Raw genomic sequence first — 24309 nt, 5'->3', positions numbered from 1 at the left:
ACCGCGTGCAACGCTCCCAGCATTTCAACCAGAAAGGGGAGATGCATCATGAATCGCAAAATCGCAATGATCGTACTGACTTCGGCGATGCTCGCCGCGACCGGCGTCGCGCAGGCGAAGGGCTGCATCGAGGGCGCGGCGGTCGGCGGCGTGGCGGGGCACGTTGCGGGCAAGCACGGCACGGCGGGCGCGGTGGGCGGCTGCGCGATCGGCCATCACGAAGCCAGCAAGAAGGACAAGAAGGCGCAACAGGCCAACGCGGCGAGCGCGCCTGACAGCAAGTAGCCGTTCGGGCGGGCCGGCGACGCCACCACGCGCGCCGGTCCGAGCCGCTAGAATGGCCGGATTGCCGGCCGCGCGGCGCTACACCGTCGCGCGCGCCTCGTTCACGACAGGCCATCACAGCGATCCCATGACAGCGCCCACGGACCCGATCCAGCACTTCGCCTCCGACAACTACGCAGGCATCTGCCCTGAAGCGCTGCAAGCGCTCATCAACTCCAACACGAGCGGCCACGAACCCGCTTACGGCGACGACTCGTGGACCGCGCAAGTCTGCGACCGCATCCGCGATCTCTTCCAGACCGATTGCGAAGTCTTCTTCGTCTTCAACGGCACGGCCGCGAATTCGCTCGCGCTCGCCTCGCTTTGCCAGTCCTATCACTCGGTGATCTGCCACGAACTCGCGCATATCGAAACCGATGAATGCGGCGGCCCCGAGTTCTTCTCCGGCGGCTCGAAACTGCTCACTGCGAAGGGCGAGAACGGCAAGCTCACGCCCGACGCCATCGAGGAACTCGTCACGAAGCGCGCGGACATCCACTATCCGAAGCCGAAGGTCGTCGCGCTCACACAGGCGACGGAAGTCGGCACCGTGTACACCGTCGAGGAAATTCGCGCGATCGCGGCGATCGCCAAACGCCGGCATCTGAAAGTGCACATGGATGGCGCGCGTTTCGCCAACGCGGTCGCGACACTGAACGTGCATCCGTCGGAGATCACATGGCGCGCGGGCGTCGACGTGCTGTGCTTCGGCGGCACGAAAAACGGCTTGCCGGTGGGTGAAGCGGTCGTGTTTTTCGACAAGGCGCTCGCCGCCGATTTCGCGTATCGCCTGAAGCAGGCGGGGCAGCTCGCATCGAAGATGCGCTTCATCTCCGCGCCGTGGCTCGGCCTGCTCGACAACGACGTGTGGCTGCGCAACGCGCGCCACGCCAACGCGATGGCGCGGCTGATGGCCGAACGCCTCGTCGGGATTCCCGGCGTGAGTCTGCTTTTCAAGCCCGAATCGAACGCGGTATTCGCCGAGCTGCCGGCGCACGTCGCGGCGGCGCTGCGCGCGAAGGGCTGGCGCTTCTACCAGTTCATCGGCTCGGGCGGCTGCCGTCTGATGTGCGCGTGGGACACGAAGCAGGAAACCGTCGAGCGCTTCACCGACGAGGTGCGCGCGCTTTGCGAACCGCGCTGAACCCCGATTGACACGCTCGCCGCGCCGCTCCTAACATGCCCGCACACCTTCCAAGGCGCGCTCGCGGATCATTGCCACAAGACGAATCCGCGCGAGGCGAGCGCGGAGGATTATCGGCGCATGCTGACGGAGTCGCTCTGAATGACCAAACCCGTACCCACGCGGCGCGCGGACTACGCGCACTTTCTCGCGATCAGCACGCGCTGGTCGGACAACGATGTCTATGGGCACATCAACAACGTCGTCTATTACAGCTATTTCGACACGGTCGTGAACGAGTATCTGCTGCGCGCGGGCGTGCTCGATTTCAATGAGGGTGAAACCATCGGCCTGGTCGTCGAGACGCGCTGCAATTTCTTTGCGCCGGTCGTGTTTCCCGAACCGATCGAGGCGGGTTTGCGCGTCGAGAAGCTCGGTAACACGAGCGTGCGCTATGAAGTGGCGATCTTCACGCAAGGCTCGGACGTCGCCGCCGCGCAAGGGCATTTCGTGCATGTCTACGTGGATCGCGTGACGCGCAGGCCAGTGCCGCTGCCCGCGCCGCTCGTCGATGCGCTGAAGCCGCTCATCACCGGCTGAGGGTCGCGTCTTGCTCCAGTGGTTCTGCGTGAGTCTGCTCAACGGCGTGAGCGTGGGATTGCTGCTCTTCATGTTGTCGGCGGGCCTGACGCTGATTTTCTCGATGCTCGGCGTGCTCAACTTCGCGCACGCGAGTTTCTATATGCTTGGCGCGTACGTCGGGCAGGCGCTCGCCGCGCGTGGCGGTTTCTGGTTTGCGTTGATCGTCGCGCCGGTGGTCGTCGGCATCGTGGGCGCGTTGTTCGAGCGATACTTGCTGAGACGCGTGCATGCGCGCGGCGCGCTCGCGGAGATGCTGCTCACGTTCGGCGCGGCCATCGTGATCGGCGAGGGCGTGAAACTCTTTTGGGGACTCGGGCCGTTGCCCGCGACGATTCCACGCGTGCTCGACGGTCCGCTCTTCACGCTGTACGGCGCGTCGTTCGCGCGCTATCGCGTGTTCATGATGTCGATCGCCATCCTTATGCTCGGCGCGCTCTGGCTCGTCTTGCGCACATCGAAAACGGGCCTCGTCGTGCGCGCGGCGCTTACGCATCCCGCTACCGTCGAAACGCTCGGCCATGACGTGCCGTGCGTATTCACGACCGTCTTCGGCGTCGGAACCGCGCTCGCCGCGCTCGGTGGCGTGATCGGCGCGCCGCTCGCCGTCATCGAACCCGCGATGGCCGATGCGATGGGCCCGATCGTGTTCGTCGTCGTCGTGATCGGCGGGCTCGGGTCGCTGGGCGGTGCGCTCGTCGCGTCGCTTCTGATCGGTTGCGTGCAGACCTTCGCGGTGGGAGCGAGCGCGTCGGCGGGCAGCATCGCCGCAGCGTTCGGCGTGACGCTGCCGCTCGCGTGGAGCGCGCTGACGGTTGCGCAACTCGCGCCCGTGCTGCCCTATCTCGTGCTCGTCGCGATGCTGGCCGCGCGTCCACGCGGGCTTTTCGGCGAGCGCACGCGCGATGCCTAGATTTCTCGTGCTCATTGCCGCGCTCGCGCTGCCGCCGCTCTTCTCCGATCAATCGTGGTTGCTCGCGTACTTCGCGCAGACTGCGACGCTCATTGTGTTCGCGCTCTCCTACAACTTGTTGCTCGGCGAAACCGGTTTGCTCTCGTTCGGCCACGCCGTGTATTCGGGTCTCGGCGCATTCGCCGCAGCGCATGCGTTCAATCGCTTCGGCGTGCCGTTGCCGCTGTTGCCATTGATCGGCGGATTCGTCGCGATGCTGGCCGCCATCGTCTTCGGCGCGATCTCGACGCAGCGCGCGAGCACGTCGTTCGCGATGATCACGCTCGGCATCGGCGAACTGGTCGCCGCGTGCGTGTGGCTCGTGCCCGGCTGGTTCGGCGGCGAGGGCGGCGTGACGATCGATCGCGCGAGCGGACCGCCGCTCTTCGCGTGGACCTTCGGGCCCTCGCGCGAGGCTTATGTGCTGATCGCGTGCTGGTGTGTTGCATCGGCGCTCGCGATGTTCGCGTTTTCGCGCACGCCGATGTGCCGCCTCGCCAACGCCGTGCGCGACAATCCCGCGCGCGCCGCGTCAATCGGCTTCGCGCCGCGTCGCGTGCGCTTCACGATGCTCGTCGTGTCGGCGCTCTTCGCGGGCATCGCGGGCGTGCTGGCGCTGATCAACGTCGAACTGGTGTCGTCGGAAAGCGTGGGGCTGGCGCGTTCGACGAGCGTGCTCGTCGCGACGGTGATCGGCGGCGCGGGGACATTCTTCGGGCCGGTGATCGGCGCGGTGCTGCTGACGTTCTTCAGCGTCGCGGTGGCGAGCGTGAGCGCCGCGTGGCCGATGTATCTCGGGCTCTTTTTCATGTGGGTCGTGATCGCCGCGCCGCAAGGCGTCGCGGGTTTGCTTCGACGCGATATGCGAACGCTCTGCATCGGCGCGTTCAGCGCGATGGTCTGGAGCGCCGCGGTCGTCGTGTCGGTCGAAGCGCTCTATGCCGGACGAAACGATGCGCGTGCGTGGCTGATCGCCGTGCCGTGCGCGTTGCTGGGCCTGTGGCTCGCGCGAAGCACGAGGACCGCGCGATGAACGCCGCGCTCGAACTGCACGGCATCGTCAAACGCTTCGGCGCGACGCGCGTGTTGCGGGGCGTCGATCTGCACGTCGCGCAGGGCGAGCGGCACGCGCTCATCGGTCCGAACGGCGCGGGCAAGTCCACGCTCTTCGATCTGATCTCGGGGCGCGCGCGGCCGGATGACGGACGCATCGTCGCGAACGGAATCGATATCACGGGCAGGGCGCCGCAGCGCGTCTCCCGTTCGCTTGCGCGCAGCTTCCAGACGACAAGCGTATTCGGCGGACTTTCCGTGCTCGATAACCTGCGCTGCGCGGCGCTGGGTGCAGCGTCGTCGCGCCTCATCGACCGATGGCTGCCGTCGCGAAGAATCGACGAACGCGCGCACGCGATGCTCGTTGCCATCGGGCTTGCCGCGCGCGCGGATGAACCCGCCGCGCGCCTGACCTATGCGGAGCAGCGCGCGCTCGATCTCGGCATCGCGCTCGCCACCGATGCGCCGCTGATCCTGCTCGACGAACCCACCGCCGGCATGAATCGCGCGGAGGCGACGCGCGCGCTCGCGTTGATTCGCGCGACGACGCAAGGCCGCACGCTGCTCGTGATCGAGCATGACATGGATGCCGTATTCGATCTCGCGGACCGCATTTCGGTGCTCCTGAAAGGGCGCGTGATCGCCACCGATGCGCCCGCCGCGATCCGTGCGAATCGGGACGTGCGGGAAGCGTATCTCGGCGGGGCGGCGTCATGAGCGCGCAACTGCGGATCGAGGATTTGCGTGCGTGGTATGGCGCGGCGCAGGTGCTGCATGGCGTGAATCTTTGCATCGCCGAAGGCGAAGCGGTTGCGCTCGTCGGCCGCAATGGCTCGGGACGATCGACGCTCGCGAAGGCCATCATGGGCCTCGTGCGGTGCGCGGGCGAGATGCGCTATCGGGATGTCGCGCTCGTCGGTTTGCGGCCGCATCGCATCGCGCGGTTGGGGATCGGCTATGTGCCTGAAACGCGTGACGTGTTTCCCGCGCTCACGGTGCGAGAAAACCTCGTGCTCGGTGAGAGAAAGGGCTCGCGCTTTTCGCTGCGCGATGCGTATCGATTGTTTCCCGTGCTTGAAGAACGCGCGTCGGTGAGAGCGGGCGCGCTATCGGGCGGCGAACAGCAGATGCTCGCGCTCGCGCGCACGCTGGCGGGCGATCCGTCGCTCGTCGTCATCGACGAACCCGGCGAGGGGCTTGCGCCGCAAGTGCTTGCGCAAGTCGCCGCGTGTCTCGCGACGCTGCGCGAACGCGGCGTCGCGATGCTGCTGATCGAAGAGCGCTTGACGATCGCGCGCAGGCTCGATGCGCGCGTCGCGGTGATGGGGCACGGGGCGATTCAGTTCGATGGGGCGATGGGGGCGCTCGCGGCGGACGAGCGCGTCATGCGTGATTGGCTTTCGATAGGTTAGAGCGTGTTATGTATCTTGTCGCCGGATCCCGTTAGGGTGTTGGTTTATTAGCGTTGCCCCTGTGCGGGGCGGCAGTCACTTTCTTTGCTGCTGCAAAGAAAGTAACCAAAGAAACAGCTATCCCCATCCAAAGTACTTCACGCCGGCCGCGGCACAGGCGATCGGTCTTGGCACAGCAGTAGCGAGTGCCCTCGTAGGCCTAACCGGGCTTGGACCGCGCACGGTCTGACATATCGCACCGCTCGCGTGGCTGGTTCAGCACGAAATGGCTCCATCCCGCTTCGCGGCCGATGGGTCAATCGGGTCTGCGTGTGCTTCTGCGTTTCTCTTTTCTCGTCGGTTTCCCTTGCATACCCAACGGCAGCGCGCAGCGCTGTGCCGAAGCTATTTCGTGCTGAACCAGCGCACGATAAGAACTAGCTCGTCAGACCGTGCGCGGTCCAAGCCCGGTTAGGCCTACGAGGGCACTCGCTACAGAGGCCACGAGCGAGGAGAAGAACACCCAAATTGCGTGTGACCGCGGGCGTCTCGAGCTGCTTTCTTTGCCTACTTTCTTTGCAGCAGCAAAGAAAGTAGGTGCCGCCCCGCACAGGGGCAGTGCTAATAGACCGACACGAACACGGGATCCGGCGATAATCCTGCCGAAAACCCTCTAGGTCGAAGCCTTGCTATCCCGCTCCACGATCCACTCATGCTTCGGATCGTTCTTGAAGTGCCACGTGCGCTTGTTGCCTGCCATCACGTTGAGATAGTAGTTATCGTAGCCATACGGCACTACGACCGGATGATACCCACGCGGCACCATCACGACATCGTGATCTTCGACGGCCATCGTCTCGTCGAGATCGCGCTCGTCGGTGTAGACGCGCTGGAACGCGAAACCTTGCGGCGGATTCAACCGATGGTAGTACGTCTCTTCGAGCGAACTCTCGACGGGCACATTGTCCTTGTCGTGCTTGTGCGGCGGATAGCTCGACGCGTGCCCGCCCGGCGTGCGTACTTCGACGACGAGCAGCGACTCCGCCGCTTCGGTCTGCGGAAGAATATCGCATACGTAGCGCGTATTCGCGTCCCTGCCGCGCGTCGAGCGCTTCATCTGCGAAGGCTCGATCAGACGCGGCGGATATTCGCCCTTGGCGGGCGCGCTCGCCACGCCGATCTGCGCATCGCGCTCCGCACGCACGATCGCGGCGAGCTTCGGCGGCACGTAGACCGCATACGGCGCGGCGTCCTCGAAGACGCTGTCGCGCGAGCCGATCGACTGATAGTGCTCGTCGCCCGCTTCGACGCTCACCGTGCCCGTCAACACGACGATGCAGCTCTCGCGATCCGCGTCGTACACGTGCACGACATCGCCCGCATCGAGCCGGTACGCCGCGAAGCCGACATGCTTCCAGCACGCCGATTCGGGCGTGACACGCGCAATGGTTTGTCCTTCGCGCGATGCTTTCACTAGCAGACTCATGCTGCCTCCTTGAAGGTTCCGTCGACGAGTGCGCGCAGGGTGCGATAGCCCTTGTCGGCATAGGCATAGCTCGGCGCGATCACCGGGTCCTGCTCGGCTTCCACGACGAGCCAGCCATCGTAATCGTGCTTCGCGAGACACGCGATGATGCCCGGATAGTCGACTGCGCCATCCCCCGGCACGGTGAACGCGCCGTTGATGACCGCATCGAGAAAGCTCCAGTTGCGGTTGCGTGCGAGCTTCACGATGTCCGGGCGCACGTCCTTGCAATGCACATGGCACACGCGCGCGATGTGCTTCTGCAGCACAGTCAGCGCGTCGCCGCCCGCGAAGGTGATGTGACCCGCGTCGAACAGCAGTCCGACTGCATCGTTCGTCAGGGCCATCAGGCGATCGACATCCGCAGGCGTTTCGACATACGCGCCCATGTGATGATGATAGGCCACGCGCACGCCGCGCGAGAGCGTGAAGTCGGCGAAGCGGTTCAGGCGGTCGGCGTATTCATTCCACTGTGCATCGGAGAAGAAGCGCGGACGTTGGTAGAGCGGCTTTGGAGCGCCCTGGATCGAATGGGCTACTTCGCCGTAGACCATCGCGGTTGCGCCGTTTTTCGCGAGCAGGTCGAGGTGAGGGGCTACGGCTTCGATTTCATCTTCCGCGCTGCGTTCTGCGAGCCTGCCGGAGTACCAGCCGGAGACCAGCGCCAGATCGTATTGCGCGAGCAAGGTTTTAAGCGCTTGTGGTTCGCGCGGGAACTTGTTGCCCAGTTCGAAGCCTTCATAACCTATCTGTTTTCCCTCCGTCAGTGCTTTAGACAAAGGCGTCTCGCCGCCGAGGGACGGGAGGTCGTCGTTCATCCACGACAGTGGGTTGATTCCTATGCGGACATTCAGTGGCATCGGTGGGTCCTGTTTTACGTTACGCGCCTGCTTTTGTGAAATCCATGGAAAGGCAGAGCCACCTCAGCCTCGAGCTTCGATAGCCCGTTCATACTCCCCACGAGCCACGACCACCGCCGCGCGGTCTGACACCTCGGGCACGGCAACTTCCCACCACCATCCACCTTCCTCAGTCGGCCTCGCAGGATCAGTATCGATCGAGATCAGATAACTACGATCCGCGCCGCGCGCGCGCTTCATCGCGGCCTGAAGTTCGTCCACGTTGGCCACATGCTCCGACAAGGCGCCCAGCGATCGCGCATGCATCGCGAAATCGATCTGCGGCGCACCATGCGCGCCTTGCTTGCAATCGTCGATGAGATTGTTGAACGGCGCGCCGCCACACGCCTGCTGCAACCGGTTGATGCAACCGAACCCGCGATTGTCGAGCAGCACCACGATCACCTTCGCGCCGAGCATGACGGAGGTCGCGAGTTCACTATTCATCATCAGATAGCTGCCGTCGCCGACGATCACGATCACCTCGCGCTCGGGCCGCGCGAGCTTCACGCCGAGACCGCCCGCGATCTCATAGCCCATGCACGAATAGCCGTATTCGACGTGATAGCCGCCCGGCTTTCCCGTGCGCCACAGCTTCTGCAAGTCGGCGGGCAGCGTGCCGGCCGCACACACGACGATGTCGTTCGCGGCCGAAGCATCGTCGGAGCGCTGCACTGCGCCGATGACATCGGCTTCGCGCGGCAGAAGGCCATCGGCAACAGGCGTGTTCGTCACATGCGCGACAGTCTCGCGCCAGTCGTTCGCGAGCCGATGCGAACGCGTCGTCCATTGCGGCGATGCGCGCCAGTCGCCCAGCGCTTCGGACAGCGCAGCGAGCGCGAGACGCGCATCGGCCTGCACGGCGACGGCGTCCTGCTTCAGCGCATCGAACGGATTGGCGTTGATCGCAATGAGCCGCGCCTGCGTGAAGAGCGTGTTCGATCCGGTCGTGAAATCCTGCAGACGCGTGCCGACAGCCAGCACGCAATCGCTCGCATGCGCGAGTTCGTTCGCAGCCGATGCGCCCGTCACGCCGATGCCGCCGACGTTCAACGCATCGTCCCATGCAAAGGCGCCTTTGCCCGCCTGCGTTTCCGCCACCGGAATGCCGTGCTTGTGCGCGAAACCGCGCAACGTATCGGTCGCAAGGCCGTACAGCAAGCCGCCGCCCGCTATGATCAACGGCTCGCGCGCCTCACGCAGCATCGTCGCCGCGCGCTCGATCTCGCTCGCAATTGGCGCGGGCGCGTGAAACTCGACGACGCGCGGCTCGAAGAACGAAGCAGGGTAGTCGAACGCCATCGCCTGCACGTCCTGCGGCAGCGCGAGCGTGACGGGGCCGCACAAGGCCGCATCGGTGAGCACGCGGATCGCGCGCGGCAACGCGCTCAACAATTGCGCGGGATGCACGATGCGATCGAAATAGCGCGACACCGCCTTCAACGCATCGTTGGCGGACACGCCGCCATCGTGACTGTCCTCGACTTGCTGCAGTACCGGGTCCGGCGCGCGCGAGACGAAGATATCGCCCGGCAGCAGCAACACCGGCAAGCGATTGACATGCGCGAGCGCGGCCGCCGTCACGAGGTTGGTCGCACCCGGCCCGATGGAGGTCGTCACGGCCATCATGCGCCGCCGCATATGCGCCTTCGCGTACGCGATCGCACTATGCGCCATCGCCTGCTCGTTGTGCGCGCGATAGGTCGGCAATACATCGCGATGCCGATACAGCGCCTCGCCGAGGCCCGCGACGTTGCCGTGCCCGAAGATCGCGAAGACGCCGCCGAACAGCGGCTCGCCGTGTTCGGTACGCAGCGCTGCGAGATAGCGCACGACAGCCTGCGCCGTGGTCAATCGAATCGTGGAACTCACGGCAGTTTCAGTTTGCGTTGCACGCTGGTTCATGCGGCCTGCTCCTGTTTGACCTGATGGTTTTCCACGTGCGAGGCGGAACGCGCATCGCGCCACGCGCCGATCAAGGCTTCGAACGTGCGGCGCACGCGTGCGATCAGCTCTTTGTCGTCGATCTCGTTGGCGAGCCATGCATGGCTCGGCTCATGAAAGATCGTGCGCCCGACCGTGAAGCCCCGGCATGTCTTCGACGATGCCGCCGCCTTGAAGCCGTCGCGCAACTGCTCGACGCCAGCCGACAGTCCGAGCAGCACGACGCCGCGGCAATACGGATCGCGCTCCGCGATCAGCGCGTCGATCGCGTGCCATTGTTCGGTGCTCATCGCTTCGAGCTTCCACCATTCCGGGTAGATGCCGAGGTTATAAAGACGCTTCAACGCGCGATGCACAGTGTCGTCATCGACGGGCGGACCGTTCTTGGGCACGATCACTTCGAGCAGCAGTTCGTTACCGCTTTCCTGCACGGCGTCGTAGAGCGCGCGCAGTTGCGCTTCCTGTTCGAGACGCACGTCGTGCGGATGATCGGGGTGATATTGCACGAGACATTTCGCGACGTGTTCGCGCGGCCATTGCGTCAGCGTCGTGCCGATCGAGCGGCCATGATCGAACACGAGCGGCAACGAGCCGGGCAACTCGACCGGCCGTCCGATCCACCAGCCTCGCCCGGTCGCGGCGTTCAACGCGTCCTGACCGTATCGATCATCGACCAGCACGCCGATGCGTCCTGCGAGTCCGAGTTCCTCCTGCGTCTGCGCGACGGCTTCGACGAACAGATTCTTCAAGGTCGATATGCGCGCCTCGCTCGCGCCCGTTTGCTGCGCCAGATCGAAGAACTGGTTGCGATGATCGAAGGCGAAGCCGAGCACTTCATTCCATTGCGTGCGGTTCGGGCTCACACGATGCAGCCGCGCAAGCGTCGCGTCGCGGTCCGGGCGGCGCATGCGTACGGGGTCTTGGCGCGCGGCGTCGAGGAAGTAATCGAGTTCGGCGGGCGTGGGCATCGCGGGCGCGCAGCCGTGACGCGACACGACCAGCGCGCCGCATGCGTTCGCCGTCTGCGCACAGGCTTCGAGCGGCGCGTCGCGCAGCCATCCCGACAGGAAGCCGGACGCGAATGCGTCGCCCGCGCCGAGCACGTTGAGCACGTCCACTTCGACGCCGCCGTGAATCGGCGCATCGTCGATGGAAGCGGGCACCGCGCCCTCGATGATCGAGCAGCCGAGCGGCCCGCGCTTCACGACGAGCGTCGCGCTCGTAACCTTGCGGACCATCGCGAGCGCATCGATCAGATGGTCCTTGCCGCCCGCGATACGAAACTCTTCTTCGGTGCCGATGACGAGATCGATCAACGGCAGGATGCGCTGCAAGTGCGCGGTTACGCCTTCATTCGCGATGAAACGCGTCTCGCCGTCCGCCTTGCCCGTCAAGCCCCACAACACGGGCCGATAGTCGATGTCGAGAATCGTGCGTACGTCGTTGCGTCGCGCATGATCCAGCGCGCGCCGGCTCGTGCGGTTCACCTGCTCGGTCGAGAAGTGCGTGCCAGTGATGAGCAACGCCTTCGATGACGCGATATACGCTTCATCGAAATCGCTTTCGTCGACGGCCATGTCCGCGCAGTTCTCGCGATAGAACACGAGCGGAAAGGTGTCGCGGTCTTCGAGTCCGAGCAGCACGAGTCCGGTGAGCCGCTCGCGATCGATGCGCAGACGGCTCGTGTCGCAGCCTTCGCGTTCGAGCGTTTCGGTGAGAAAGCGCCCCATGTGATCATTGCCGACGCGCGCGAGCATCGACGATTTCAGGCCCAGCCGCGCGCAACCGAACGCGATGTTCGCCGACGAGCCGCCGAGATACTTTGCGAACGTGGCCACGTCTTCGAGCCGCGCGCCGACCTGCTGCGCATACAGATCGACGGCGATCCGTCCGAGGCAGATGATGTCGAGCGGGCGATCCGGCGCAAAGCGGGAGTGCGTGTGTTGTGTCATTGTGAAGTCCTCAGATCGTCGCGCCTTCGAGTTCGCTCATCATTTGCTGCATTTCGGCGCCGCCCGCCATCATGTCGAGCACTTCGTTCTTGCTGATGGTGTCCTTCGTGTAAGTGCCCATCGAGCGGCCGCGATTGAGCAGCGTGAACGAATCGCCGATCGGATACGCGTGGTGCACGTTGTGCGTGATGAAGATCACCGAGATGCCTTTTTCGCGCGCCTTGTGGATGAGCTTGAGCACGTTGAAGCTCTGCTTCACGCCGAGCGCGGCGGTCGGTTCGTCGAGAATCAGCACGCGCGCGCCGAAGTGAATCGCGCGGGCGATCGCGAGGCATTGCTTCTCGCCGCCGGACATCGTGCCGATCGGCTGATGCGGATCGCGCACGTTGATGCCCATTTCCGCGAGCTTGTTTCGCGAGGTGACGGCCGCGAGATCGAGATCCATCACGCTGAAGAGTCCGAAGCGTTTCTTCTGCGGCTCGCGGCCCATGAAGAAGTTGCGCGCGACCGACAGCAAGGGCACGAGCGCGAGATCCTGATACACGGTCGCAATGCCGAGATCGAGCGCTTCTTTCGGCGAGTCGAAATGCACCGGCTCGCCATCGACGAGATAGTCGCCGGAAGAGGGCGCATGCACGCCCGCCAGCGTCTTGATGAGCGTGGACTTGCCCGCGCCGTTATCGCCGAGCAGGCAATGCACTTCGCCGCGTTTCAGCCGCAAGGTGACTCCGTTCAGCGCGATCACCTTGCCGAAAAACTTGCTGACGTTCTCGAGCGCGAGGATGTTGTCGTCGTTCATGTCGGTTCTCCTCTTATTGAGCTTGCGAGACGCGGCGGCGCACGTAGTGGTTGAAGAGCACGGCGAGCAGCAGCATCACGCCGAGGAACACGCGGAACCAGTCCGAACTCACGTTGGTATAAGTGATGCCGATCTGCACGACGCCGAAGATCAGCGCGCCGAAGCACGCGCCGACCACCGAGCCATAACCGCCCGTCAACAAGGTGCCGCCGATGACCGCCGCGATGATCGCTTCGAATTCCTTTTGCAGACCACGGTCGGCCGCGGCCGAACCGATATCGCACACCTGCAGCACGGCGAACAGGCACGAGCAGAACGCGGTCAGCACGAACAGCGAAATCTTCACGCGCTTGACCGGCACGCCGACATTCTTCGCGGCATTGGCGTCGCCGCCGACCGCGAGAATCCAGTTGCCGTAGCGCGTCTTGGCGAGCACGAACGCGCAGATCGCCGCGAGCACGAACCACCAGATGATGACCTTCGGAATGCCCGGCACGAGCGGCTGGCCGCTGTCCAGCAATTTGCCGATGCCCATGTGCGCGAGCCAGGTGAACAGGCCGTGGAACGCGACGCCATGAAAGAGCGTGTTGGCGATCGGATCGTTCTGCGCGAGATCGCCGACGCCGGAGATGATGGTGCGGTCCGCGAACATGATCGACAGCGCAAGCGTCAGGCCGCGCAGGATGAACAGGAATGCGAGCGTGACGATGAACGAGGGCAGGCGCGTCTTCATCACGAGATAGCCGTTCAGCGCACCGAGCAGCATCGACGTGCCGAAGGCGAACAGGATCGACAGCGAGATCGGCCAGTGGAAGTAGACCGCGGGCAGCGCGACCATCATGCCCGCGAAGCCGATCATCGAGCCGATCGACAGGTCGAACTCGCCCGCGATCATCAAGAGACACGCGCCGACCGCGAGCAGGCCGAGATAGGCGGCGACCTGCGACCAGTTCATCACGCCGTCGAGCGCGAACATGCCCGACGAACCGGCGCTGAAGCCGAACACCAGAAACACGAGCACGGTGCCGGAAATCGCCGCGAATTCCGGGCGATTCAACAGATGGCCGAACCACGATTGCTGGCGCACGCGCTCATCCGAGGGCTTTGCCTGGTCAGGTGCCTCGGCGTTGTCCTGCTGAGGGTTCACGTGAGGAGGAAAGTGCTTGCCGGCTACGCCCATGATGGCTCCTTGAGACTTGAATTCGATGTAGTACCGATGCGCGCGTCCCCGCCGCGTCCGCGAAGGGACGCAGCAAGCGACGTTGAAGGCTGATAAAAGCGGGCGGCGCTAGCGTTGTCGCCCGAAGCAGGTCAGGCCGGGATCAGCGATATTGACCCGCGTACTTCACGACCTTGTCGAGATTTTCCTGAGTGATGAAACCCGGGCCCGAGCGGATGTTCTTCGGTCCGTACGACGGCTGCAATCCGTAGGTTTCCAGGCGTGCCTTGAACTTCGGATTCGCTTCGAGGAGCTGGCGGATCTTCGCGGGATCGGTCGTGTGCTCCTTCTTCACGATCGAAAGCACGGCCACCGGGATATAGCCTTGGAGATACGGCTGCTGGTCGATCGCGAACTTGATCGTGCCGTCCTTGATGGCCTTCGCGATATCGTCGGAGAAGTCGAAGGTCACGAAATAGAGCTTGTTTTGCAGGCCCATCTGCGTGACGGCCTTGATCGTCGCCGAGGCGGGCGTCGGTCCGAGCGTGAGAATCGCCTGCGTGTCCGGATGGTTGCGCAGATAGGCCGAGACCTTCGACTGAATTTCCGTCGGATCCTGGCCGGAGTCGATAGTCGATGCCTTGTAGTCGATACCGAGCGCATCCGCGAAGCCCTTGCAGCGATCGAACGACACCGTGTTGGTCGCGATGTGGTTCACGCAGAGGAACGACTTCACGCCCGCGGCCTTGGCCTTCTTGCCGGCCTCGTTGCCCGCGACATATTCCGGCTGGCCGACATGCATGATCGCGTTCAGTTGCGCGCTTTGCTCTTCCGTGCCGGAGTTGATCGTCACGAGCGGAATCTTCTTCGCGGTGACCTTGTTGATCGAGCTCTTCAGGACATCGAAGTCCGCGATGGTGGTGATGACGCCGTCGTAATTGCGCGCGGCGGCCTGCTCGATCAGACGCGACATGTCCGCGATATCCCCGTTGGGCGGATTGCGGTAGTCGGTTTGCACGTTGAAGTCTTCGTCGGCCTGCTTGATGGCGTTCTTGATCACGTTCCACCACGAATCCGAGTCGGGCGCGTGGCTGATCAGCACGAACTTCGCGTCGGGCGCCGCGTGCGCGGGGCTCCCTGTGATCAATGCCGCACTGCACAACGCAGCAGCAGCCACCAGCGCGCGCAGCGCGGCCCGACCGTTGCAAATGGTCATTGTCTCCACCTATCTCGGTTGTTGTTTGGTGTGATGTTTTCGCGAGCCGGCACCGTACGGGTCGTGGCGGTGTCGTGCTCAGGACCAAGAGTAGGTCAGTTTTTGGTGGTCTGCAATAGAAATTTTATGTGTGCGACAAATGGAAAATACATTCCAATTTGCTTGCCGCGTTTCTATAATCGGTTCCACGGCGCTCGTCATCGGAGCGCGCACACTGAGCCACCGAAATGGATGAAACCAGCACCGAAGTCCAGAGCGTCGACGAACTGATGCAGCGGATCACCGACGCGTACGACTCGCTGCCGCGCCAGTTGAAGAGCGTCGCGACCTACATCGAACAACATCGCCAGAGTGTGATGATGGACCGCACGAGCGATATCGCGAGCGCGTGCGGCGTGCATGCGTCCGCCGTCGTGCGGTTCGCGCAGCGCTTCGGTTTCTCCGGTTTTTCGGACTTGCAGGCCGTCTTCAGGCAGGCGTACACGGGCGCCGGCGGCTCGCAGCAGAGCTATCAGCAGCGCATTCGCAAGCTCATCGACGAGAAGGCGGGCGAGGCGTCGGGCGTGTCGGTGGCGCGCGAGTTCATCGCCGCGAGCCGCACGGGTCTGGACGAGCTCGAAGCCGGTCTCGACGACGAGCAGTTCGATGCCGCCGTCGAGATGCTTTCGCAGGCCGAAAACATCTACGTGATCGGCGTGCGCCGCTCGTTCGCGGTGGCGAGTTACATCGTCTATGCATTGCAGCACACGAAGAAGCGCGTGCATCTGATTTCGGGCTTCGGCGGCATGTTCCGCGAGCAGGTCCGCAGCGTGAAGAAGGGGGACGTGGTGGTGGCGATCAGCTTCGCGCCCTACGGCAAGGAGACGCAGTATTGCGTGCGCGCCGCGCAGCATCACGGCGCGAAGACCCTCGTCATCACCGATAGCCAGCTTTCGCCGCTCGCGCGTCACGCGAGCGCGAGTCTGTTCGTGAAGGAGGGCAGCGCATTCGCGTTCCGTTCGCTCACGAGCACCATTTGCCTGTGCCAGGCGTTGTTCATCGCGCTCGCGTACCGGCTCGAGTTGAATGTCGAGGAATCCAAGGAGACAGGTGGCTATGACGATTGATGTGGCGGTGTTCGGCGCAGGACGCATCGGCAAGATTCACGCGGCCAATCTCGCGCGGCAGCCGGGCGTGCGTTTGAAATATGTCGTCGATGTGAACCGCGACGCGGCTGCCGCGCTCGCGAAAGCGCATGGCGCGAGCGTCGCCGATGTCGATGGCGCGATGGGCGATGCTTCCGTCGGCGCGACGGTCGTGTGTTCGAGCACGGACACGCATGCGGAGTTGATCCTGGCGTCGGCGGCGCAGAAGAAGCATGTGTTCTGCGAGAAGCCGGTCGATCTGACGATCGAGCGCGCCCGCGCGTGTGCCGATGCGGTGGCGAAGGCCGGCGTGGTCTGCATGATCGGTTTTCAGCGGCGCTTCGATCCGACCTTTTCCGCGCTGAAGGCGCGCATCGACGCGGGCGAGATCGGTGAGCCGGAGATGCTGGTCGTCACGAGCCGCGATCCGGGCGCGCCGCCTGTCGAGTACATCCGGCATTCGGGCGGCATCTTCAAGGACATGCTGATTCACGACTTCGATATCTTCCGCTGGATTCTCGACGATGAAGCCGACACGCTGCACGCCACGGGCAGTTGTCTCAGCGATCCCGCCATCGCCGATGCGGGCGACATCGATTCGACTGCCGTGACGATCCGCACGAAGCGCGGGCGCCTGTGTCAGATCAACACGGCGCGGCGCGCGGCGTATGGCTACGATCAGCGCTTCGAACTGCTCGGCAGCCTGGGCATGCTGCAGGCGGGCAACGTGCGGCCGACCGAAGTCACCGCGTACACGACGACGGCGGTGTCGAGCGACAAGCCCGAGGCGTTCTTTCTCGAACGCTATCGCGCGGCGTACGCGGCGGAAATCGCGCATTTCTTCGATGCGGTCACGACGGGCAAGCCGGTGCGCACCACGGTCGCGGATGGATTGAAGGCGCTGGAGCTCGCCGAAGCTGCCACGCTGTCGTGGCGCGAGAAGCGCATCGTCAGGCTTGGGGAGAGCGCGGCATGAATCCGGTGCGCGTGGGTATCGTCGGGCTCGGAAGGCTCGGGCGGCGTCATGCGGAGAATCTCGCGTGGCATGTGCCGGGTGCGAAGCTCGTCGCGGCGTGCAGTCCGGTGACGGATGAGCGCGAGTGGGCGCGGGCGAAGTTTTCGGAACTGTCGATTCATGAGGATTACGATGCATTGCTCGCCAATGCTTCGGTGGATGCCGTATGGCTCGTCACGCCGACATCGCTGCACGCGAGTCAGATCATCGCGGCGTTGCGCGCGGGCAAGCATGTGTTCTGCGAGAAGCCGCTATCGCTCGATCTCGCAGAATGCGATGCCGTGATCGAAGCGCACGCGCGCCATCCGCATCTGCACGTGATGATCGGCTTCGTGCGCCGCTTCGACGCGAGCTATCGCGATGCGTTCGACAGCGTGACGAAGGGCGCGATCGGCCGGCCGTTCCTGGTGCGCTCGCAGACGTGCGACAAGAACGATCCGGACGGCTTCTTCGTGCGTTTCGCGCCGACATCGGGTGGGCTCTTTCTTGATTGCAGCGTGCACGACATCGATCTCGCGCGCTGGCTGCTCGGCAATCCGAAACCGAAGCGCGTGTATGCGAGCGGCACGATCGCGATTCACGAAAGCTTGCGCGAGTGCAATGACATCGATAACGGCGTGGGCACCATCGAATTCGAGGATGGGCGGCTTGCGGTGCTCTACGCGTCGCGCACGATGGCGCATGGCCACGATACGCAGACGGAGGTGATCGGCACGGGGGGCGCATTGTCGGTGGGGCGCAATCCGCGTGCGAATCGCGTCGAAATCGCTGATAAGCACGGTATGCGCAACGCATGCACACCTACGTTCTTCGAGCGTTTCGAGGATGCGTTTCTACGCGAGGCGCAGGCGTTCGTGGCGCTGCTCGGGGACGGCACGCCGACGGGGTTGACGCTTGCGGATGCAAGGGAAGCGACGCGCATTGGTATTGCGATGCGGCAGGCTTATGAGATGGGGAGGGCGGTGGAGTTGTGATTGTCCAAAGTCCCGCATCGGTCGATGCGGGCTTTATCCGACGACCCGTTGTCGTTGCGCTTCGAGCTTCAGGGTCTGGCCGATGAGCGCCTGTGACTCGTCGTAGTATCGACAGGCTTCGTCGGCTGAGAAGCCGAGTTCGGTGAAGATGTTTGTGCCGGGCTTCGTTACGTGCTGCACAGGGGTGTTTTGCGGCTCGCAAATGGAATGGGTCTCAAAGGACAAGAGGAGTGCATTCAAGGGATTGCAGCTTTCAGGCGATCGAACCAAGTCGGAGGCAATGTTACGAAGGAGGATTCGTCGCCGCCCCGAGAAAATGCCACGCTGTCCTCTGACCACGACAAATCAGGCACTGGCGTGCTAAAAGTTCGCTCGACGAGAAGTACGCCAGATTTGCTGTCGTAGACTCTGCCTTGATAGTCGGAATTACCTCCCGGTCGCCATTCGAGCAGGCAGCGCTCGGCGATGTAAGCGCCGTCGGGCGAACCTTGTCTGACGCAATCGCGGCCTGTGGGGCGAAAGCCGAATCTGATCAGGCAGATAGAAACAAGGCCGATCGCGAACAGGGCCGCCACCCATTTCATCACTTTTGCCAACCGAGTCATAACAGTACTCTGATGGGCGGAAAGATGGGAACGTATCTGTAGTCTGAGTAGATAATGAAGTCGCCGCCGCGTTGATGTTTGATGGCCCAGTCTCTGAAATCACTGTTGTGAATCGGGTAGTACACGTTGCCTTTCGCCGCCGGATTGCCCTTGGCCACCGGGTAAGAAAAATACAGGGACTGCTTGTTCAAGTAGGAAGCCATGCCATTGTACGGAACGACGATCACGCCTTTCGCACTCCAGTGCCCCAGATACTGTGAAACGGAATCCGGCTCACTGGAAAAGGTGTAGTTGTCTTTGATGTACACGTAAATCCCGGAAACATACGCTTCGGTTCCCGTATCGTTGAAGGTCGCGAATGCGATAGCCGCATAGATATTGAACGAGCCCAAGGCGCCCGTCAGGTCAGTCGGTACGCCGTTGTTGTGGACATTGGCCTCCAGAAGTGCGCCGATTTTCTGACCGAGCGAACTGCCGACATTGACAAGCTGAAACTGAAAATGCTGATGGAGCGTTGGTAGTGAGTTACCGCACATCTGCCACGCATCAAGCGTGAAAGAGGGCAGGTTATAACGCCGCAAGATCGTTCTCAGCGCGTTCACGGCATTAGGCGTTCTAATGCGCAATGTCAGAAGGTCATCGTAGCGATCCTTCGCGCTCTGATAGCTCAACACCCAGTCGAGTTTGATGGTTGTCGTATCGTACATGCTCGCGGCATACGGTTTGCCATTCTGATCGATCTCGGCTTTTTCGTCGGGATCCGTTGGCGAAAAATTGAGCTCGCCTGCAAACCATCGTTCCATCAACCTGGCGGAGACCGGCATGAGCTCTCGTCGCATCGCGCCGGGAATCTCCTGGATGTCGAAGGGAGGCGCCGTTTGCTGCTCAGGTGCCGGTTTGGGTGGTTTCGGCGGATCGGGCGTGTCGAGCCACGTCTTGAAGCGTCTGAACGCACCGACCACGGTTGCGATGTCGTCCAACATCACATCCAAAGGGTCTCGCTCACGACGCAATGGCGTTCGAGGCTCGGACTTCTTCGCTACTGCATTCGACAAGCTCGGGGGCGCGCGGTCCATCGAAAGCGCGACGCCGTGAACGGGCCTGCATCCATCTTCGATGTCCCGATAGGACCATCGCCAGATCAAACGGTTGCGTTTGTAGTACGGGAGTGGCTGTTCGTCGATGCGCATCCGAGACGCCTCTGTTGTGTTCCTGGAAGACAAGCAGAGCAAACTAACTGTGTTTCGCGCACGTATGAACCAGATAGGTCCGAAAGCGAAAGTGTCATCATTGGTCGTAGGTGCAAACGGTGCGGCGCTGCTGCTAGCCTGACCCTGCGCTAGAATCTCCCAATACGGGACACCAGTCAGTCAAGCAAAAGGATGCAAATCGCGATGGAAGTTCACAAAGAAGTCGACGCGCGCGGGCTCAACTGCCCGCTGCCGATTCTGCGGGCAAAAAAGGCGCTCGCCGACATGACGAGCGGTCAGATTCTGAAGGTGCTCGCGACCGACCCAGGATCGCAGCGCGATTTCGCGGCCTTCGCCAAGCAGACCGGCAACGAGATCGTCGAAGTGACAACGCAGGACAAGACGTTCACTTTCCTGATGCGTCGACGTTGATTCCCGCAAGCTGCACCCGAAAGCAAAAATGCCCGTCACACAGGTGACGGGCATTTTTTTCAGCCGGATCGGCCAGCGACTCAGCCTTCGAGAATCGGCGCGCGATTGCGCAGGTATTCCTCGAAATCAGCCTTCACTTCCGGATGGCGCAGCGCGAATTCCACCGTCGCCTTCAGATAGCCCAGCTTGCTGCCGCAGTCGAAACGCGTGCCGTGATACTTGTACGCGAGCACTTGCTCATCCGACAGCAGCGATTGAATCGCGTCCGTCAGTTGCAGTTCGCCGCCCGCGCCCGGCTTCAGCGCGCGGATGTGATCGAAGATGCGCGGCTTCAGCACGTAGCGGCCGACCACGCCCAGATTAGACGGCGCCACCGCCGGTTCCGGCTTCTCGACGATGCCCGCGAGCTTGAAGATGTTGTCTTCCCACTCCTTGCCGTCGATGATGCCGTAGGACTTCGAATCCTCCGCCGGAATCTCTTCCACGCCGATCACCGAGCTGTGATAGTGATCGAAGACTTCGATCATCTGCGTCATCACGGGCGGCTTGCCGTAAAGCAGGTCGTCCGCGAGGATCACGGCGAACGGGTTGTCGCCGACGAGCTTCTCCGCGCACAGCACCGCATGGCCGAGACCGAGCGCTTCGGCCTGACGCACGTAGAAGCAGTCCACGTGGCTCGGCTTGATGCTGCGCACGAGTTCGAGCAGCTTGTCCTTGCCGCGCGCCTCGAGTTCCGCCTCGATTTCGTAGGACTTGTCAAAATGGTCTTCGATCGCGCGCTTGCTGCGACCAGTCACGAAGATCATTTCGGTAATGCCGGCGGCCATCGCTTCCTCGACCGCGTATTGAATCAGCGGCTTGTCCACGACTGGCAGCATTTCCTTCGGGCTGGCCTTGGTCGCGGGAAGGAACCGCGTACCCAGACCGGCGACGGGGAAAACCGCTTTGGTAACTTTTAGCATGTGACCCTGATCCTCTTAAATCATTTAGAACGTCGAGACAAACGGAGCGGATCGATGAATCGAACCTCCAATTCAAGCCGGCAGACGCAATAATTGGGCCTGCAGCTTCTCGATAGTGGTTCCGTATTCTGCCAGCCTTTTGCGCTCCTGTTCAACGACAGCGGGGGGCGCTTTTGAAACAAAGCTTTCATTGCCGAGCTTCGCGTTACATTTTGTGACCTCGGCGGTGAGGCGGTCCACTTCCTTCGTCAGACGCTCGCGTTCCGCGGCGACATCGATCTCGACCTTCAGCACGAGCTTGCTCGTGCCGATGATCGCGACCGGCGCACCATGCGCTTCCTTGTCGAGGGCGGCTTCGTCGTCGATGATCTTGACTTCGGAGAGACGCGCGAGCGCGGCGACATACGGTGCGAACGCGGTGAGGCGCGCCGCGTCGCCGTGCGCGAGCAACGGCACTTTCACCGCGGGCGACAGATTCATTTCGCCACGCAGATTACGACACGCATCGATGACGGATTTCAGTTCGGCGGCCCACTGTTCGGCGGATTCGTCGATTTTTTTCGGCTCGGGACGCGGGTAGGGCTGCGTCATGATCGACACATCGCCTTCGCTCGCGCCCGCCGGGAACGCGTCGGTCAGCGGCGCGACCTTCTGCCACAAGGCTTCCGTGATGAACGGAATGATTGGATGCGCGAGGCGCAGCACCGTTTCCAGCACGCGCAACAGCGTGCGGCGCGTCGCGGTCTGCTGCTCGGGCGTGCCGGTCTGGATCTGCACCTTCGCGAGTTCGAGATACCAGTCGCAGTACTCGTCCCAGACGAACTTGTAAATCGCGCTCGCGACGTTGTCGAAACGATAATCCGCGAAGCCTTTCTCGACTTCTGCTTCCGTGCGCTGCAGGAGCGAGACGATCCAGCGGTCGGCCTGCGAGTAGTCCGTATAGCCGCCGGGGCCGCAATCGCCCGGCTTGCACGCGCCCGGATTCGCGAAACCGCAATCGTGGCCTTCGCAGTTCATCAGCACGAAACGCGTGGCGTTCCACAGCTTGTTGCAGAAGTTGCGATAGCCCTCGCAGCGCGCGAGGTCGAAGTTCACGTTGCGGCCGAGCGTGGCCATCGACGCCATCGTGAAGCGCAGCGCGTCCGTGCCGAACGACGGAATGCCTTCAGGGAATTCCTTGCGCGTCTTCTTCTCGATCTGCGCGGCGGCCTTCGGGTTCATCAGCCCCGTGGTGCGCTTCGCGACGAGCGCTTCGAGGTCGATGCCATCGACGATATCGATCGGGTCGAGCGTGTTGCCCTTGCTCTTCGACATCTTCTGGCCTTCGGCGTCGCGCACGAGGCCATGCACGTAGACGGTGTCGAAAGGCACCTTGCCGGTGAAATGCGTGGTCATCATCACCATTCTGGCGACCCAGAAGAAGATGATGTCAAAACCCGTCACGAGCACGGAAGAGGGCAGGAATGCCTGCAATTCCTTCGTCTCGTTCGGCCAGCCGAGCGACGAGAACGGCACGAGCGCGGACGAAAACCACGTGTCGAGGACGTCTTCGTCGCGGCGCAGCGCGCCTTGGTAGCCTTGCGCGTTCGCATCGGCGCGGGCTTCATCTTCCGTCTTCGCGACGAAGATCTCGCCATTCTCGCCGTACCACGCCGGAATCTGATGGCCCCACCACAACTGACGCGAGATGCACCAGTCCTGGATATTTTCCAGCCACTGATAGTACGTGGTGGTCCAGTTCTCCGGCACGAATTTGATCTGGCCGCTTCGCACGACATCGAGCGACGTCTCCGTGATCGACTTGCCCGGATTGAACGTGCCTTCCGGCGCTGCCTTGCTCATCGCGACGAACCACTGGTCCGTGAGCATCGGCTCGATGACCACGTTCGTGCGGTCGCCGCGCGGCACCATCAGCTTGTGCGGCTTGACGGATTCGAGCAGGCCGAGCGCTTCGAGATCCTTCACCACTTGCTTGCGCGCATCGAAGCGGTCCATGCCGCGATACTTTTCGGGCGCGTTGTCGTTGATCTTCGCGTCGAGCGTGAGGATTTCGATCTGCGGCAGCTTGTGGCGCTGGCCGACGGCGTAGTCGTTGAAATCGTGCGCGGGCGTGACCTTCACGACGCCGGTGCCGAACTCGCGGTCCACGTAATCATCCGCGATGACCGGAATCTCGCGATCGCACAGCGGCAGCACCACCGTCTTGCCGATCAGATGCTGATAGCGCTCGTCCTCCGGATGCACCATCACGGCGACGTCTCCGAGCATGGTTTCGGGGCGCGTCGTCGCGACCGTCAGATGGCCCGAGCCGTCCGGCAGCGGGTAGCGGATGTGCCACAGGCTGCCGTTTTCTTCCTCGCTCACCACTTCGAGATCCGACACGGCCGTGCCGAGTACCGGGTCCCAGTTCACGAGCCGCTTGCCGCGATAGATGAGCCCTTGCTTGTAGAGCGTCACGAACACGTCGCGCACGGCGGCCGACATCTTGTCGTCCATCGTGAAGTATTCGCGCGACCAGTCGATCGATGCGCCGAGACGCCGCACCTGATTCGTGATGGTCGAGCCGGACTGCTGCTTCCACGCCCACACGCGCTTCAGGAATTCCTCGCGGCCGAGATCGTGGCGCGAAACGCCTTGCGCATCGAGCTGGCGCTCGACGACGATCTGCGTCGCGATGCCCGCGTGGTCGGTGCCCGGCACCCACAGCGTGTTCTCGCCGAGCATGCGGTGATAGCGCGTGAGACCGTCCATGATGGTCTGGTTGAACGCGTGCCCCATGTGCAGCGTGCCGGTGACGTTCGGCGGCGGCAACTGGATGGAGAAATTCTTCGCGCCGTCCTGGAACGTGGGGGCGGACAGCCCGCGTTTTTCCCATTCCGGGCCCCATTGGGACTCGATGTTTTGAGGCTCGAAGCTCTTGGCAAGCGTGTTGTCGCTCATTGTGGAATCTGCCGAAAAAAGCGTGAAAAAATGCGGGGGAATCCCCAATTATAAGGTTCGAGGCGGGACGCCGGACTAATTCGGCGCGCAC

At 62.9% G+C, this 24309-nt stretch carries 23 protein-coding genes; 11 read left to right on the top strand and 12 right to left on the bottom strand.

Going from position 1 to position 24309, the window contains the following annotated elements; all coding sequences use genetic code 11:
• The first annotated feature begins 48 nt into the window (after window positions 1-48).
• From NK8_RS09570 to NK8_RS09540, 7 genes are all read left to right on the top strand, one after another.
• On the top strand, window positions 49-285 hold the full coding sequence (locus NK8_RS09570) for a hypothetical protein (protein WP_162065989.1): 237 nt from the start codon (window positions 49-51) through the stop codon (window positions 283-285).
• Between the two features lie 148 nt (window positions 286-433).
• The gene (locus tag NK8_RS09565; RefSeq protein ID WP_213228588.1) at window positions 434-1468 is read left to right on the top strand and encodes a low specificity L-threonine aldolase; all 1035 of its coding nucleotides are present in this window, start codon (window positions 434-436) and stop codon (window positions 1466-1468) included.
• 141 nt (window positions 1469-1609) lie between these two features.
• Complete coding sequence (locus NK8_RS09560; protein ID WP_162065988.1) at window positions 1610-2047, top strand: thioesterase family protein; 438 nt, start codon at window positions 1610-1612, stop codon at window positions 2045-2047.
• A gap of 70 nt (window positions 2048-2117) precedes the next feature.
• Entirely contained in the window at window positions 2118-2999 is an 882-nt protein-coding gene (locus NK8_RS09555) for a branched-chain amino acid ABC transporter permease (protein ID WP_301549874.1), read from the top strand.
• On the top strand, window positions 2992-4071 hold the full coding sequence (locus NK8_RS09550) for a branched-chain amino acid ABC transporter permease (protein ID WP_213226173.1): 1080 nt from the start codon (window positions 2992-2994) through the stop codon (window positions 4069-4071). The genes NK8_RS09555 and NK8_RS09550 overlap by 8 nt, the downstream gene beginning before the upstream one ends.
• The gene (locus NK8_RS09545; protein ID WP_213226172.1) at window positions 4068-4808 is read left to right on the top strand and encodes an ABC transporter ATP-binding protein; all 741 of its coding nucleotides are present in this window, start codon (window positions 4068-4070) and stop codon (window positions 4806-4808) included. The genes NK8_RS09550 and NK8_RS09545 overlap by 4 nt, the downstream gene beginning before the upstream one ends.
• A complete protein-coding gene (locus NK8_RS09540) occupies window positions 4805-5503 on the top strand; it encodes an ABC transporter ATP-binding protein (RefSeq protein ID WP_213226171.1) in 699 nt (232 codons plus the stop codon). The genes NK8_RS09545 and NK8_RS09540 overlap by 4 nt, the downstream gene beginning before the upstream one ends.
• 652 nt (window positions 5504-6155) lie before the next feature.
• Here the strand turns inward: NK8_RS09540 and iolB are convergent.
• The 7 genes from iolB to NK8_RS09505 form a co-directional block, all read right to left on the bottom strand.
• Complete coding sequence (iolB, locus tag NK8_RS09535; protein WP_213226170.1) at window positions 6156-6968, bottom strand: 5-deoxy-glucuronate isomerase; 813 nt, start codon at window positions 6966-6968, stop codon at window positions 6156-6158.
• Window positions 6965-7867, bottom strand: coding sequence for a myo-inosose-2 dehydratase (gene iolE, locus NK8_RS09530; RefSeq protein ID WP_213226169.1), 903 nt, complete (start codon window positions 7865-7867; stop codon window positions 6965-6967). The genes iolB and iolE overlap by 4 nt, the downstream gene beginning before the upstream one ends.
• A 63-nt stretch (window positions 7868-7930) precedes the next feature.
• Complete coding sequence (gene iolD, locus NK8_RS09525) at window positions 7931-9811, bottom strand: 3D-(3,5/4)-trihydroxycyclohexane-1,2-dione acylhydrolase (decyclizing) (protein ID WP_213226168.1); 1881 nt, start codon at window positions 9809-9811, stop codon at window positions 7931-7933.
• Window positions 9808-11802 (bottom strand): 5-dehydro-2-deoxygluconokinase, encoded by a 1995-nt coding sequence (gene iolC, locus NK8_RS09520; protein ID WP_213226167.1) that lies wholly within the window; start codon window positions 11800-11802, stop codon window positions 9808-9810. The genes iolD and iolC overlap by 4 nt, the downstream gene beginning before the upstream one ends.
• 10 nt (window positions 11803-11812) lie before the next feature.
• Window positions 11813-12601, bottom strand: coding sequence for an ATP-binding cassette domain-containing protein (locus tag NK8_RS09515; protein WP_162065979.1), 789 nt, complete (start codon window positions 12599-12601; stop codon window positions 11813-11815).
• Between the two features lie 13 nt (window positions 12602-12614).
• On the bottom strand, window positions 12615-13781 hold the full coding sequence (locus NK8_RS09510) for an ABC transporter permease (protein WP_162065978.1): 1167 nt from the start codon (window positions 13779-13781) through the stop codon (window positions 12615-12617).
• A gap of 142 nt (window positions 13782-13923) precedes the next feature.
• The gene (locus NK8_RS09505; protein ID WP_213226166.1) at window positions 13924-14976 is read right to left on the bottom strand and encodes a sugar ABC transporter substrate-binding protein; all 1053 of its coding nucleotides are present in this window, start codon (window positions 14974-14976) and stop codon (window positions 13924-13926) included.
• A gap of 227 nt (window positions 14977-15203) precedes the next feature.
• Here NK8_RS09505 and NK8_RS09500 point away from each other — a divergent pair, with 227 nt between their 5' ends.
• From NK8_RS09500 to NK8_RS09490, 3 genes are read left to right on the top strand one after another with little or no spacing between them, the layout of a single operon-like run.
• A complete protein-coding gene (locus NK8_RS09500) occupies window positions 15204-16082 on the top strand; it encodes a MurR/RpiR family transcriptional regulator (protein ID WP_061180099.1) in 879 nt (292 codons plus the stop codon).
• A complete protein-coding gene (iolG, locus tag NK8_RS09495) occupies window positions 16072-17076 on the top strand; it encodes an inositol 2-dehydrogenase (protein WP_213226165.1) in 1005 nt (334 codons plus the stop codon). The genes NK8_RS09500 and iolG overlap by 11 nt, the downstream gene beginning before the upstream one ends.
• Window positions 17073-18089: a Gfo/Idh/MocA family oxidoreductase gene (locus NK8_RS09490; RefSeq protein WP_213226164.1), complete on the top strand. Its 1017-nt coding sequence runs from the start codon at window positions 17073-17075 to the stop codon at window positions 18087-18089. Before iolG ends, NK8_RS09490 begins: the two co-directional genes overlap by 4 nt.
• Before the next feature lie 33 nt (window positions 18090-18122).
• Here the strand turns inward: NK8_RS09490 and NK8_RS09485 are convergent, their stop codons facing one another.
• Genes NK8_RS09485 through NK8_RS09475 form a run of 3 tightly spaced genes read right to left on the bottom strand, consistent with a single transcriptional unit; the run spans window position 18123 to window position 19884 of the window.
• Window positions 18123-18269, bottom strand: a complete 147-nt coding sequence (locus NK8_RS09485) for a hypothetical protein (protein ID WP_213226163.1) — start codon at window positions 18267-18269, stop codon at window positions 18123-18125.
• A gap of 56 nt (window positions 18270-18325) precedes the next feature.
• Window positions 18326-18694: a hypothetical protein gene (locus NK8_RS09480; RefSeq protein ID WP_213226162.1), complete on the bottom strand. Its 369-nt coding sequence runs from the start codon at window positions 18692-18694 to the stop codon at window positions 18326-18328.
• Window positions 18691-19884, bottom strand: coding sequence for a DUF6402 family protein (locus NK8_RS09475; protein ID WP_213226161.1), 1194 nt, complete (start codon window positions 19882-19884; stop codon window positions 18691-18693). The genes NK8_RS09480 and NK8_RS09475 overlap by 4 nt, the downstream gene beginning before the upstream one ends.
• Window positions 19885-20088: 204 nt before the next feature.
• On the opposite strand from NK8_RS09475, the gene NK8_RS09470 reads away from it, so the two are divergent.
• Complete coding sequence (locus tag NK8_RS09470; RefSeq protein ID WP_061180102.1) at window positions 20089-20316, top strand: sulfurtransferase TusA family protein; 228 nt, start codon at window positions 20089-20091, stop codon at window positions 20314-20316.
• A gap of 80 nt (window positions 20317-20396) precedes the next feature.
• Here NK8_RS09470 and galU read toward each other — a convergent pair whose 3' ends face one another.
• Together galU and NK8_RS09460 are read right to left on the bottom strand one after the other, a co-directional pair.
• Window positions 20397-21278 (bottom strand): UTP--glucose-1-phosphate uridylyltransferase GalU, encoded by an 882-nt coding sequence (galU, locus tag NK8_RS09465; RefSeq protein ID WP_061180103.1) that lies wholly within the window; start codon window positions 21276-21278, stop codon window positions 20397-20399.
• Between the two features lie 72 nt (window positions 21279-21350).
• Window positions 21351-24218, bottom strand: coding sequence for a valine--tRNA ligase (locus NK8_RS09460; protein ID WP_213226160.1), 2868 nt, complete (start codon window positions 24216-24218; stop codon window positions 21351-21353).
• Window positions 24219-24309: the final 91 nt, after the last annotated feature.

It is taken from the genome of Caballeronia sp. NK8 (assembly GCF_018408855.1).
In the GTDB taxonomy this organism is placed as follows: Bacteria; Pseudomonadota; Gammaproteobacteria; order Burkholderiales; family Burkholderiaceae; genus Caballeronia.
This window is presented reverse-complemented; position numbering and strand designations above follow the sequence as displayed.

What these genes read in the sequence shown, in the direction of transcription:
- NK8_RS09570 (WP_162065989.1), top strand. Translation starts at nt 49, where the DNA reads ATGAATCGCAAAATCGCAATGATCGTACTGACTTCGGCGATGCTCGCC.
- NK8_RS09560 (WP_162065988.1), top strand. Translation starts at nt 1,610, where the DNA reads ATGACCAAACCCGTACCCACGCGGCGCGCGGACTACGCGCACTTTCTC.
- NK8_RS09555 (WP_301549874.1), top strand. Translation starts at nt 2,118, where the DNA reads ATGTTGTCGGCGGGCCTGACGCTGATTTTCTCGATGCTCGGCGTGCTC.
- NK8_RS09550 (WP_213226173.1), top strand. Translation starts at nt 2,992, where the DNA reads ATGCCTAGATTTCTCGTGCTCATTGCCGCGCTCGCGCTGCCGCCGCTC.
- NK8_RS09545 (WP_213226172.1), top strand. Translation starts at nt 4,068, where the DNA reads ATGAACGCCGCGCTCGAACTGCACGGCATCGTCAAACGCTTCGGCGCG.
- NK8_RS09540 (WP_213226171.1), top strand. Translation starts at nt 4,805, where the DNA reads ATGAGCGCGCAACTGCGGATCGAGGATTTGCGTGCGTGGTATGGCGCG.
- iolB (WP_213226170.1), bottom strand. Translation starts at nt 6,968, where the DNA reads ATGAGTCTGCTAGTGAAAGCATCGCGCGAAGGACAAACCATTGCGCGT.
- iolE (WP_213226169.1), bottom strand. Translation starts at nt 7,867, where the DNA reads ATGCCACTGAATGTCCGCATAGGAATCAACCCACTGTCGTGGATGAAC.
- iolD (WP_213226168.1), bottom strand. Translation starts at nt 9,811, where the DNA reads ATGAACCAGCGTGCAACGCAAACTGAAACTGCCGTGAGTTCCACGATT.
- iolC (WP_213226167.1), bottom strand. Translation starts at nt 11,802, where the DNA reads ATGACACAACACACGCACTCCCGCTTTGCGCCGGATCGCCCGCTCGAC.
- NK8_RS09515 (WP_162065979.1), bottom strand. Translation starts at nt 12,601, where the DNA reads ATGAACGACGACAACATCCTCGCGCTCGAGAACGTCAGCAAGTTTTTC.
- NK8_RS09510 (WP_162065978.1), bottom strand. Translation starts at nt 13,781, where the DNA reads ATGGGCGTAGCCGGCAAGCACTTTCCTCCTCACGTGAACCCTCAGCAG.
- NK8_RS09505 (WP_213226166.1), bottom strand. Translation starts at nt 14,976, where the DNA reads ATGACCATTTGCAACGGTCGGGCCGCGCTGCGCGCGCTGGTGGCTGCT.
- NK8_RS09500 (WP_061180099.1), top strand. Translation starts at nt 15,204, where the DNA reads ATGGATGAAACCAGCACCGAAGTCCAGAGCGTCGACGAACTGATGCAG.
- iolG (WP_213226165.1), top strand. Translation starts at nt 16,072, where the DNA reads ATGACGATTGATGTGGCGGTGTTCGGCGCAGGACGCATCGGCAAGATT.
- NK8_RS09490 (WP_213226164.1), top strand. Translation starts at nt 17,073, where the DNA reads ATGAATCCGGTGCGCGTGGGTATCGTCGGGCTCGGAAGGCTCGGGCGG.
- NK8_RS09480 (WP_213226162.1), bottom strand. Translation starts at nt 18,694, where the DNA reads ATGACTCGGTTGGCAAAAGTGATGAAATGGGTGGCGGCCCTGTTCGCG.
- NK8_RS09475 (WP_213226161.1), bottom strand. Translation starts at nt 19,884, where the DNA reads ATGCGCATCGACGAACAGCCACTCCCGTACTACAAACGCAACCGTTTG.
- NK8_RS09470 (WP_061180102.1), top strand. Translation starts at nt 20,089, where the DNA reads ATGGAAGTTCACAAAGAAGTCGACGCGCGCGGGCTCAACTGCCCGCTG.
- galU (WP_061180103.1), bottom strand. Translation starts at nt 21,278, where the DNA reads ATGCTAAAAGTTACCAAAGCGGTTTTCCCCGTCGCCGGTCTGGGTACG.
- NK8_RS09460 (WP_213226160.1), bottom strand. Translation starts at nt 24,218, where the DNA reads ATGAGCGACAACACGCTTGCCAAGAGCTTCGAGCCTCAAAACATCGAG.